General features: G+C 47.6%; 6 protein-coding genes. All 6 read right to left on the minus strand.

Features of this window, described 5'->3' with window-relative positions:
• Window positions 1-162 precede the first annotated feature (162 nt).
• Complete coding sequence (locus HC965_RS04375) at window positions 163-1,065, minus strand: DUF1735 domain-containing protein (protein WP_191030310.1); 903 nt, start codon at window positions 1,063-1,065, stop codon at window positions 163-165.
• Window positions 1,066-1,095: 30 nt separating this feature from the next.
• On the minus strand, window positions 1,096-2,892 hold the full coding sequence (locus tag HC965_RS04380) for a RagB/SusD family nutrient uptake outer membrane protein (RefSeq protein ID WP_191030311.1): 1,797 nt from the start codon (window positions 2,890-2,892) through the stop codon (window positions 1,096-1,098).
• A gap of 25 nt (window positions 2,893-2,917) precedes the next feature.
• Window positions 2,918-6,001 (minus strand): SusC/RagA family TonB-linked outer membrane protein, encoded by a 3,084-nt coding sequence (locus tag HC965_RS04385; RefSeq protein WP_191030312.1) that lies wholly within the window; start codon window positions 5,999-6,001, stop codon window positions 2,918-2,920.
• A 22-nt stretch (window positions 6,002-6,023) separates the two neighbouring features.
• A complete protein-coding gene (locus HC965_RS04390) occupies window positions 6,024-7,910 on the minus strand; it encodes a RagB/SusD family nutrient uptake outer membrane protein (RefSeq protein ID WP_191030313.1) in 1,887 nt (628 codons plus the stop codon).
• A 20-nt stretch (window positions 7,911-7,930) separates the two neighbouring features.
• A complete protein-coding gene (locus HC965_RS04395; RefSeq protein ID WP_191030314.1) occupies window positions 7,931-11,110 on the minus strand; it encodes a TonB-dependent receptor in 3,180 nt (1,059 codons plus the stop codon).
• Between the two features lie 139 nt (window positions 11,111-11,249).
• Window positions 11,250-12,230: a glycoside hydrolase family 43 protein gene (locus HC965_RS04400; RefSeq protein ID WP_191030315.1), complete on the minus strand. Its 981-nt coding sequence runs from the start codon at window positions 12,228-12,230 to the stop codon at window positions 11,250-11,252.
• Window positions 12,231-12,236 lie beyond the last annotated feature (6 nt).

A 12,236-nucleotide genomic window follows, 5' to 3' on the forward strand; every position in this document is an offset into this window, starting at 1 on the left:
CCTTTAAATGATCCTTTAAATGACCCTTTAAATGACCCTTTAAAACTATCACCATTAGAGAAAGGCTACAAATAAAAAAATATCGCCGGGAATTAGTTGCATCATACTGCAAGCTAATTCACCGGCGACCACCCAAAAGACCTATATCAACCAACACCTATTCTACCATTCCTGAAAGCGCAAGTCCGCTTCGGGATTCTGACGACGAATCAGTTCTTCTTCGACCTGATAAGTAACGCTATTCTTCGTGTATTTATAAGAAAGTGTAAACTTAGGCTGTTTACCTACAAACTCCAATGATTCGGCAGCGGGGTCCAATGTGGCGGTGGCATCTGTGATAGCGACACTTCCGCCGGCTTCAATGCCGACACTTCCATCAGAGTTTACTGTCAGATTCACTGATTCGTTGTTTTCCAGTGTTTGTCCGAAGCCGGGTCTGCGCACTTTATTTCTACCCAATGAGACAAAGTCACGGGTAAAATTCTGGCTCAGATCCTTATTGTTGTATTCCGTGACCTGCTGAGTAGACAGGGTCGTGACTTTTCCTTTCACAAAGTAAGTGCCGTGATACTGGCTGACGAATTTGACAACTACGATGCTGTAATCCTTCAGTTCACCATTCACGTCGGTGCTCACTTCATCCTGATTATGGTCTGTCAGGCGGAAAGGGATGGCATAATGAGTATTCAGAGCAGCGTCGTCGTTATAGAAAGCATCGGAGAAAGTAACTTTCACATCTGCTATTGCCAGGTTCGAGTTGCTGATTGCCATTTTGTTCGGATTGGCAAGCTGATAGTAGCTTTCCGGCATCAGCGTCAATCCCGTTCCATTGAGCAGAGACGCATCTATCTCGAATGTAGCCCAATCACCGGTATTCACTTCACGTTTTCCACCAATGGCAACGCCCACTTTAATCGACATATCCGTGTCGGCTACCAGCGTGCGCAAAGGTTTCTGCGAAGCAAAGTAAACCACACTTTTTTCGTAGTCCTTTTCATAATCGTCATAACAAGCAGTCATCAGAACGCTTATTAATGCTACCCATACTATCGTTAGTTTTTTCATTATAATAAGTATTTTTATATCAACCGTACTTTATTCCCAACCCTGGTTATTAACCAGATTCTTGTTCTTCGCCAACTCCGAATAGGGCAACGGAGCGAAATAGTTCTTCACTTCGTATTTCCGTTTCTCCACCACCTGCTCTTTGAAGCCGAATGTACCATCTTCATTGCGGGTAACGGCAACGCCTGTCACATCTTCATTCAACGGAAGTACCCAACGGCGCATATCAAAGTAACGATGGCTCTCGAAAGCAAATTCCAGGCGACGTTCGTTCTGAATCAGTTTCCTGAAAGAATCTTTGCTTTGGGCTACCTCGTCCAGATATGAGTCGAAAGTGATGCCACCCGCCTGCGAACGGACATTCTTCATAATCTCATAAGCGGAATACAGGCATCCGTCACCCGCCACCTGCGGATTTCCCCATGCTTCATTGGCAGCCTCGGCGAAGTTAAAAAGAACTTCCGATTTGCGCAACAACGGATTGTAATGAACCGAGTTGAGCGTCTGAATCGGATTCAGCATAGCCGATTTCTTGGAGACGAACTTAGCCAGGTAATAGCCGGTACGGGTAGCATTCTCGCTGAAAGAAGGAGAATCTTTGCCACCTTCGGACATATCCAAAGCCTGGCCGGAGTCACCGAAAGTCGAACTATGATAGTAAACGTTCAACGCAAAGCGATTGTCGAGTACAGCGTAAAGCTGCATCATGCTGAAGTTCGGGTCGGCCATATTGATGCCCGAACGAGTGTCTGTCACCGGATAACCGTTTTTCGCATAGAAAGCTTTTACCAGGTTGTGAGAAGGAGCAGTGCGCCCACTTCCATAATAGAACGGCGGGAAATTAAGACCTTCCAACAGATTATTATTGAAATATCTGCGGAACGCATAATCAGCACTTTCCGTCTGTGCATCGGCAATGCCGGCCGCAGTAATAGGAACGAAAACTCCGAAGCCATCCATGCTCAGAATCTTATTAATCTCTTTGGCTACCGCTTCCCATTTTGCCTGATAGACGGTAGAGTTCAGGATTTCGTATTGTCCCATGCCTGTAATCTTCGTTACATCGTCATCCTGCATGGCAGGGCTGGCACTGTACAGGAGAACACGGCTTTTCAGCACGCCTGCAGCGGATTTCGTGGCACGGCCTATCTGAGTCGTACCAAATTCCAGGTCATCCCCCTGATAAACGCTCGGTAACAGTTCGATGGCCTTATTCAGGTCGTTAACGATGAAATCGACAGTTGCCTGGTAAGTGGGGCGGAGAAACTCACCGTTCTGCGCAGCTTCTTCCTGCGAGATAAAATGGTCGGCCAATGGAATACCCAGCGCCTTGCCGTTCTTCGCTTTTCCGCCATACATCTTCAACAGTTCGAAATGCCACCATGCACGCAGGAAGTAAGATTCACCTTCGAGACGCAACTTAATCTGTCTGTCAATCGCCGGGTCGGGGCGGTTGTAGAGCACTTGGTCGGTCAGGCCGTTTTCGAGGAAAGAGTTTACATAGTTCAGCATGTTGTAAGCCTGAGTCCAGTTCCCAATGGGGTTGGCGAATTCTGTCGTTCCGCCCATGCTTACTTTGTAGACTGAAGAGCTACGCGCGTTTGTCACTGCGTTGTCCGTGGCACAGTCCAAAAAGTTGTCTTCGAAGCAGTCGGGACGGTTGGCTATGCCGTTATAAGCTTTGTATAGTACGCCTTGAGCAAGTTCCGGCACTCTCCAGGTGTCAGAGTCATCAATCTGCCATGTCACTTTTGTGTCCAATGTGTCGTCACAAGCACAAAAGAGAAACAGACCTGCCAAAACGCAACTTCCTAATATATGTTTCATATTGCCATCTATTAATTGTTCAGAATTAAAATACAAAAGAGACTCCGCCTGTAAAACTCCGTGTAACCGGGTAGTTCGTCACACCGGCATTCAACAGTTCAGGGTCCAGGTCTTTCACAGAAGAGAGTACAAACAAGTTTGCGCCACGGGCAAAGACTTTAATCTTCTTCACTACCGAACTCGGTGAAAACTGATTGAACGTATAGCTCAATTCTACATTCTTCATACGGAAGAAACTGGTATTCTCCAACCAAAAGGAAGAGTTACGGAAGTTGTTCTCACCGGCTGTCGTTGTCAGGCGCGGATAACTTCCGGTCGGGTTATTCACCGGATGATAGCGGTCTAATGCCAGTTTGGAGTATTTGCCTTCTCCGTTGTTCCAGTAATAAGCATTGGTAGCCCATGTGTGGACGCCCAGTTCGGAATATCCCTGAACGTACAAGCCCCAGCCTTTATAGTTTACACTGAAGTCGATACCCAAAGTAGTACGGGGGAACGAGTTACCCAGTTGTTCCACATCGCGGCCGTCGATGATTTTATCACCATTCAGGTCTTTGTAGGCGATGTCGCCTTCCTGATAGTCGGCAAACGTCTGAACGGGATGACCGTTGATAGCTACGTCCTTGCCGAATAATCCTTCGGCAACAAGTCCGAGCATGGCATCGGTAGAACGTCCTACCGTGTAGCGGTATTCTTCACCATGTTTCAGTTGGTTCCATTTCAGTACTTTATTCTTTGACCATACGAGATTGGCTCCTACGGAATAAGACCAGTCGTTGACACGGTCGCTCCAGGTAACCATTGCTTCCAGACCGTGATTCAGGACGGAACCCATATTGGCCTGATAAGAGAAATTGCCTGTATAGTCTCCGTAAGAGGCATCGACCGAACCGATGATGTCGGTATGCTTTTCACGGAAATAGTTCATCTCGGTATATAAACGGTTGTTGAGGAACATACCTTCTACGCCGACATTCCATTCTGCTGATTTTTCCCATTTCAGGTTCGGGCTGGCTGCACGGACAAAGGTGGAATAGTAAGCAGTCGCACCGTTGTTGGTCGTTCCGAAGCGGAAGCTGCCGTCCTGTGTCCAGGCTTTCTCATATAGCAGATGGTCTGTGCTTCTGTCGTAACCCAGGATACCGGCACTTGTTTTCAGCTTCAGGAAGTTCACGTATTCGTTGTCTTTCAGGAAGTCTTCGTTGCTCAGAATCCAGGCAAGTCCGCCCGCTGCCGAGAAGAAATATTTGTTTCCCGACTCGAAACGGTTGCTGCCCATCAAAGCCATATCGGCTTCTATGGCATAACGGCGGTCGTACATATAGTTCAGGCGCAATGCGTAGTTGGCATTGATGATGTCCTGCGTCACTCCCTGGTTGCTCGTTTTCGAGTACATATAGGTCATTCGCGCCGATACGTCATGCTTGGTGTTGAATGTATTTTCGTAAGCGGCAAAGGCATTCCATCCCAGGGTTTGTTGCAAGGTGGTGGATTTGCGGCTTTGTGAAGTAGCTACATCCATCTTCTTCATTTGGGTGTACATGATTTCCTCGTCACCGGCAAAGTTGTTGTATGACTTGATGGCATACGTCGGATAGACTTTGCTAAGGGACAGTTGCAGGTAGTCATAGTTGTCGAAGGAGAGGAATGCTCCGGCTTTCAGCCCCTTCGTCAGCATATCGAGGTCCAGTTTCACACCAAAGTTAGTTTGGCTGCGTGTATAGCGTTCGTCCGTATAGCCGCCGTACATGGTTTCCGCATAGGCGTTCATCGGCCGTAGCAGACTTGCACCGAACAAAGGTATTCCATCCGAGGCTGTCAGTCCGGTTTCTTCGGGTGACATAGTCAGCGGATATTCATTCGGACGATGGGTAGACAATGCGGTGAATACCTGTCCGCAGTCCAGTTGTCCCCATTTACGCATTTCCATACGTCCGGCAACGTCGGCTGATACGGTAAGGAAATCAGTCACGTTGAAGTCCAGGTTTCCGCGAAGGGTCAGGCGGTGCAGCTGGGGAGTATAGGCCACGTCTTCGAATCCGCTGCCGCCTACATATCCGGCAATGAGGGCGTAACGTACCCTGTCGGTACCGCCGGTCATGTCGAACGATACTTTCCGGTAGTTGGCGTTCTTGTTCAGTAGCTGGTCATACAAGTCTGCATTCGGGTAGAGCAGGTCGTTGGCACCTTTGGAGTTCTTGTATCCTTCCAGTTGTTTCTGGTTATAGTAAGGAGTCATTCCGTCGTTGGCGCGTGCCTCGTTGTAGAGGTTGGCGTACTGGTAAGAGTTCAGGAAGTCGGGGGTGCGGGTCATTTGCACTATTCCCAATTCGGCGGTCGCGTTATAAATACGGCGGTTCGCCTTTCCTCTGCGGGTAGTTACCCAAAGGACACCGTTCGCTGCGCGTGCTCCGTACAGAATCTTGGCAGTCGCATCTTTCAGCAACTCGATACGCTCTATTTCTTCGGGAATCAAATCCGCCACAGGGCGTTCCACACCGTCGATGATAACGATAGCCGTATTCTCCGACATGCCGTGAAGCCCGCGGATATACACATCACCCGTGTTGTTTCCCAGTCCGCTGACCGTAGAACGTATCTGCAAGCCCAGCATCTTTCCTTGCAGCATATTGGTCAGATTCAAATCCGGGTAAGTACCGAACTGTCCGTTGTCGAGTACGCTCGTAGCACCTACTTCATTCGCTTTATAGGTCTGTCCGCCGTCAGCTCTGTTCACCAGAGACTCTTTCGTCATGAAAAGAGGTTCTTTCTTCAACACAATCTTTTCGGGGACGATATTGCTGCCTGTCAGCTTATACGTTTTATCTTCGTATCCCAGCGCTTCAATCATCAGGGTGGCGTCATTCTCCAGCTTGGTCTGGAAACGTCCTTTTGCATCCGTATATAGAACGACAGCACCTTCACCACAAATGACAGAAACATTCTTCAACGGGTTACCTTTCTCGTCGGTAACAATAGAAACTATTTCCACCAAAGGCTTTTTCGCCGACTTTCTCTTTGATTTGTTCTGTGCGAAAGTCAGGCTAGAGCCAACGATAAGGACAAATATGAGCCCTATCAGTCTTATATATCTAATCTTGTTTCTCATATACTTTTCTTTATTTTAATTATCACCATCCGGGATTCTGCTGAAGATTGTCCAAAGCTGCCACTTCATCCATCGGCAGCGGATACCAATAATTACGCTTATTGAATGTTCGCACGGCAGTTCTGACCGGAACATATTCATAAGTGAAGTCCGTCAACTTATATGTGCAGGCTTTTTCCACTTTCAACTGGTCGGCAGTATAAGAATGGTTGATTGGGGTTGCCTTGACGCCCATGATAGGATATTCACCTTTAAACAGGTCTTCGGCTATCATCCAGCGACGAATATCGTACCAGCGGTGTCCCTCGAACATCAATTCCACACCCCGTTCGCGACGGTAGGCTTCTCTGAAATCAACTCCGTCCGGCAGTTCGCCGATTCCGGCTCTCACGCGAATCTTGTTCAGCGCCTGGCGGGCGGACATCGTACAACCTGTCACCACTGCATCCGGGCTGCCTGTCGCTTCATAAGAAGCCTCAGCCATATCCAGATATACTTGGGATACACGGATATATACGGCTACCAGGCGATATAACTGGAAGCCCGCGTCGTCGAATAATGGCACACTTGCTTCCGGCCAGGTGAACTTCTTGCACATATATCCGGTCTGTTGGGAACCACGTGTGAACTGGTTGGTCGAAATGAAGTTCTCCGAGTAACCGCCTGAATAGGTGGTCGTATAGTAAGGAGTACCTTGCAGGTTCTTCCCCCACTGTTCGCCCGGCACGAGGATATTGTTAGCAAGACGAGGGTCTCTGTCCGAATATGGGTTGGTAGTCTTTACCGCATCATAACCGGAACGCGTGTCGGTAATCGGATAGTACTTGCCATCGGTTCCCATACGCTCGTACATATCTACTGCATTTTGCGTCGGAGCATTGTAAGGCGTACCTTCGGCACCCGTCTTGTTATCATAAGGCTGTGTCAACCATTGTGCCCTGACGAAAGCCGACCAGTTGCCGTGATGCCAGCGCAGGAACCACAAATATTCCGGTTGCGCGAACTGGTTAGAGTTCGGCATTAACTGGATGCTACGGTATTCGTCATGATTCATCAGGCGGTAATATTCGTGGCTTTCGATGGCGTTGATAGCCTGCTGCGCACTGCGGGCAGCTTCGGCAGCCATGTCTTTTCCGTAGCCTTTGTTTTCAATCGTATTCAGGTCATTCTGCATCAGGGGACTGGCGGCATAAAGCTGTGTCATCGCTTTCAGAGCCATCGCAGATACTCTGTCCGGGCGTCCGTGTTCTTCATCCGACCAGCTTGTCGGCAGGTATTCGATAGCCCTGTCCAGGTCGGTCTGCATCCATGCGTTGGATTCCTGATAGGTTTTGCGGGGGAAGTCGAAATCGTCCGATGCTCCCCATAGCTGGTCAAAGATAGGCATTCCACCATATCGCTTGATAATTTCAAAATAGAAGTAAGCACGCAGGAAGTGAGCCTGTCCCAGGAGTTTCCTCCTTTGTTCATCCGTGATGGATTTCACCTGGTCTACGCCGTTAATCACACGGTTCACGATACGAAGCCCGGTATAGGCACGGGAGATAGCAGTTCTGAAATTCCCCGCGTCACTTTTACTCCCGATTTCGAAACGGGTACCGGCGTTCTCCAGCCAGTTACCGGCATTGACAAACTTTGAAGGGTCATTATCACGAACGGATGCATATTCATCCGACAAATTGCCTACCGTTACATATGTATTCGCATAAGAGTTGATACCATGCGTAAAGATTAATATATCGCCATTCTGAAAGATGCGGTCCATGAAACCCGACAAGCTGTTATAGTCCTTATAAACATCATCTTCGGAAAGTCCGTCATCCGGTGAACGGTCCAGGTAGTCTTCGCAACTTCCACAGAACAACGCCAACACGATAACCCATATCCAATTCAACTTATGTCTTCTCATATCAGTAAATTTAAAGTGTCTCATAATCCTAATCTAAAACCAATATTATAACGTCTCACCATCGGATAAATATTTTGTCCTGCATGTTCAGGGTCACGGCGTGAATCGCCTTTCGTGAAGGTCAGCAGATTGGTTCCGTTGACATATACTTGCAGTTTGCTCAGATGCACAGGCTTCAACCAGCGTTTCGGAAGTTGATAATTCACTTCCAGGTTCTTCAGGCGAAGATAGGCATGGTTGGTATATGTGTACGTACTGGCTACGGAGTTATAGCTTCTCTGGACATGGATGCTGGGGCGAACCGCGCCGCTCTGAACCGGAGCGTCTGCCGTCCATGTATTCAACGTGTTTGGCTGCGCCTTGATATTGCCTTGCGGGAAGTCCCACAGATAAGAAGGGATAGCTTCTTTATAAACATCCAGGGCACTGTACCACAACATATTGAATCCGAATCCTTTGTAAGAACCACCCAACGTGAACCCGATAGTAGTCACCGGATAGTTGAGGTCTTTCATCGGAACCATATCTTTGCTGTCAATCATACCGTCACCATTGTAGTCGATATAGTACAAATCACCGGGAATCAAGGTGTTATGTGCACCGTTGGCGATGGTCGACTGTGCCGAGTTATAAATATCATCCAATGATTCGAAGTTTCCTGTTGCCAGGTATTTGTTTACGTATCCGATGGATTTTCCGGCTTGCTTCAGATATTCGCTCTGATTCTTCGGGTCGTCAATAAATACGATACGGTTTTCACTGGTTGCGAAGTTGAATTTCGCATAATAATTGAACTTTCCTATATGGTCGTTCCACGCAATATCGAGTTCAAGACCGTGATTCTTGGTTTTACCCAGATTCACCTGCGGGAAGGCGATACCACTATCCGCCCAGGACGGAATTGTGTTACGCGTCATCAGGATGTTATTACGCTTTTCGTCAAACAAGTCCAACGTAATGTTCAGTTTACTCCACAGACCGATTTCGATACCGATATTCTGCTTGATGGATTCTTCCCAGGTTGCGTCCGGGTCGGCAAGTTTTCCTTCCTTGTATAAAGGTCCCCAGTTGCTGGTTTGATATTTACCGAACTGAGTATTGTCCGAGAGTTGCTCAAACTTCTGAATATAGTTGAAACGCGTAGCACCCTTATCATTACCTACCACACCATAGGAATAACGCACTTTCAGGTTAGTCAGCACCCCTTTTGTCAACTTCTTCACCCAAGGTTCTTCACTGATACGCCAGCCGATAGAAGCGGACGGGAAGAAACCGAAGCGATGTCCCGGAGCGAACTTCTCCGAACCGGTATAGGCACCATTGAATTCGGCAAGATAGCGTTCCCTGAAGTTGTAAGTGACACGTCCTACCCAGTCTTCTTCGTAAGCCGGGAAGTTCATCACATCCTGATTGGTCGATTCGTTCATCTTGCGGTTGAATACGAACAAAGCGCCTATGTCATGGTCGCCGAACTTACGGCTGTAATTCAATGCCAGTTCGTAGTAAAGTTTACGTCCGTAAGCCTTGAATCCGTCATATACACCGCCGATAGGCAAGTCTCCGGCAGCATTTTCATCCGGATAGCGTTTCTCGGTATAATTATAGGTAATTGTTCCGTCGGCATTGTAAATAGGGTTGGCATAATCATACACGCGATTAATGCGGATATGCGTACGCTGGGCAACCAAGTCGTCCTTGCCTAAAATCTTACCCGGCATTATCTGGGTAGTCCATGACGAAGAAGTGGTATAGGATAGCGATGCCTTCAATGATAAGCCTTTGGTAATAAAGTCCAGTTTCTGGTTCAGGATAACATCGTAGAAACCCTGGTATCTCTTTATACTACGGCTACCTCCTTCCAGCATCAGGCAAGCGATATTCTGGTCGGAACTTGTTCCGTCTCCCCATACCCCATTGCTGTATTTAATCGGGAATTCATTGCTCGGAGCCGTGAAGAACGTTCCGAAAAAACGCTCATCCGGTGAATCGGTATTCTCATAATAAGAGGGTTGGTTCTGATAACCCATCTTACCGGCTACATTGAACGAGAGTTTCGTTGACGAAGTAATATTAAAGTCGAAGTTACTACGCCAGTTATAGCGGCGATAAGAGAATGAGGGGTCGAACTCCTCTTGTTTGCTCGTATTAAAAATATCACCGTCATGCAAATAACCCAAAGAAACGAAATAATTCATTTTCTTCGTACCACCCCGCACATTCAGGTTATAATTCTGCTCGTAACCTACATTCTTCACCAGTTCTTTCCACCAGTCCACTTGGGGAAAGGCGTCGTTGTACGGGCCATAGTTTCCGGTAGCATAGGCATTTTCCCATGCGGCAATAGTAGATTCGGGAACCAATGCTCCCCAGTTACCGTCGTTCGCCTGGGCTCTGTTGTACTGCTTCATGGAAGTGACGTAGTCAGACCATTCGGGAGCGGCAGAGGGTTGCTTGAATCCGAAGTTGGCAGTGAAAGAGATTTCCGGCTTCTGTTCCAGTCCGCGTTTGGTAGTCAGCAGGATAACGCCGTTGGCACCCTTCACACCATAAACTGCGGTGGCCGAAGCATCTTTCAAGACGGAGATGGATTCGATTTCGTTCACATCCACGTCATTAAAGTCACGCTCGATACCGTCCACCAATACAAGAGGTTCGGCCTCTCCCCAGGTAGACTTACCGCGAATCAGCAAAGAAGCCTGGTCGGAACCCGGTTTTGAAGTGGAATTGATGGCAACCACACCCGGCATCTGCCCTTGCAGGGCTTCGGACACGGAGTTTACATTCCCCACTCTCAATAAATCATCCCCTTTGGCGGTGGCAATGGAGCCGACACTGGAAGCTTTCTTTTGGACGCCGTATCCTACAACTACCACTTCTTCCAGTGTTTCCGTATCTTCAGCCAGGGAGATGACTCCTATGGTTGTCTTATTCTTTAAATCCAGTTCCAGCGTTTTATAACCCACATAAGAAATGACAAGTATATCTCCTTTCGATGCTTTCAGCGAAAAATTACCGTCGAAATCAGTAATTGTACCGCTGCCCGTACCCTTCACGCGAACGCTGACACCAATCATCGGTTCACCGGATACAGCATCCTTCACTTGTCCCTTCCAATAGTTCTGTTGCGCCTGCACACTCAACGTACAGAGTAAAAAGCAACAAAGACAGAAGAAAGAAAAATAAAGTCTGTTCCTTTTCATAAACATTAGTTTTAACTGTTAACAAATTCTTTACTCACAACACAAATTAACGGGGAAAATATCCAAAACAGAGGGACGATTCTCCTTAAAACCCGTACAAATGTGCAAAATAGATGTATCTACTACATTTCTGAACAAATCACTTCCACACCGGATTTATGACCTGTTCTTTATCTATTGTTATGCTATACACACCGTTTTCTTTTTGCAAAACCATCGGGACGATGCGTGTTTTGCGCGGCTGTACTTTGGTGTCTGTGTTATGGACGTGATAGACATAATAGTATCTTCCGTCCAGTCCCTTGAATACGTCGCCATGTCCCGAACCGTTTTCTCCCACCAGGCTACGATGGATAATCGGGCTGTTCGGGTGTTTCTTCCACGGACCGAAGGGGGAAGAGGAAGTGGCGTATCCTACTGAGTAGTCGATATTCATAAAATGATTGGCGGAGTAGAACAGGTAATACAGGCCGTTCCACTTCATAACGGTAGGCCCTTCCATAATCGGCGCGGACTTGTAATTCGGAGTCTTTTCCCAAGGCTCCGTACAGTCCATACATTGTTTCAGTGTCTCCGGCTTGATGCTTCCCTTCTTCATATCAAACTCGGCTACCCACAGGTAGTTGCCTTTATTGAAGCGGACATGATACAGGTAGTATGTACCGTCGTCATCCTTGAAGAGGAATGAGTCGATATTCTTCGCGGACGCGTCTATCGGTTTGATTTCCTTCTGACGGAAAGGGCCGAACACGGATTTGGAAGAAGCAATCACCGTCTGCTCATTGGCTGTATAGGTGAAGTAGTAGGTGTTTTTCTCCTTGAGGTACTGGGGTGCCCAGAAACCTCTTTCACCAAAGACATGGTCGCCTTTCCGCAGTATCAGTTGCAGGGAGTCCCCGTTGGCAACAGTCCAGTGTTTCAGGTCTGTCGATTCGAGCACGGCAAATCCGTAAGGTTCCCAGTTGCGGGTTCCTGTCAGGTAGTATTTGCCGTTCTCTACAAAGATGGTCGGGTCGGCATACGTAATCTCTTTCCATGAATCCGCCCATGATTGGGGAATGGATAAACACGTAATCAGTAGTATAAAAATAACTCTTTTGATAGTCTTGTATTCGTTCATAAGTAT

Source organism: Bacteroides sp. GM023, assembly GCF_014750685.1.
In the GTDB taxonomy this organism is placed as follows: Bacteria; Bacteroidota; Bacteroidia; order Bacteroidales; family Bacteroidaceae; genus Bacteroides.

What these genes read in the sequence shown, in the direction of transcription:
- HC965_RS04375 (WP_191030310.1), bottom strand. Translation starts at nt 1,065, where the DNA reads ATGAAAAAACTAACGATAGTATGGGTAGCATTAATAAGCGTTCTGATG.
- HC965_RS04380 (WP_191030311.1), bottom strand. Translation starts at nt 2,892, where the DNA reads ATGAAACATATATTAGGAAGTTGCGTTTTGGCAGGTCTGTTTCTCTTT.
- HC965_RS04385 (WP_191030312.1), bottom strand. Translation starts at nt 6,001, where the DNA reads ATGAGAAACAAGATTAGATATATAAGACTGATAGGGCTCATATTTGTC.
- HC965_RS04390 (WP_191030313.1), bottom strand. Translation starts at nt 7,910, where the DNA reads ATGAGAAGACATAAGTTGAATTGGATATGGGTTATCGTGTTGGCGTTG.
- HC965_RS04395 (WP_191030314.1), bottom strand. Translation starts at nt 11,110, where the DNA reads ATGAAAAGGAACAGACTTTATTTTTCTTTCTTCTGTCTTTGTTGCTTT.
- HC965_RS04400 (WP_191030315.1), bottom strand. Translation starts at nt 12,230, where the DNA reads ATGAACGAATACAAGACTATCAAAAGAGTTATTTTTATACTACTGATT.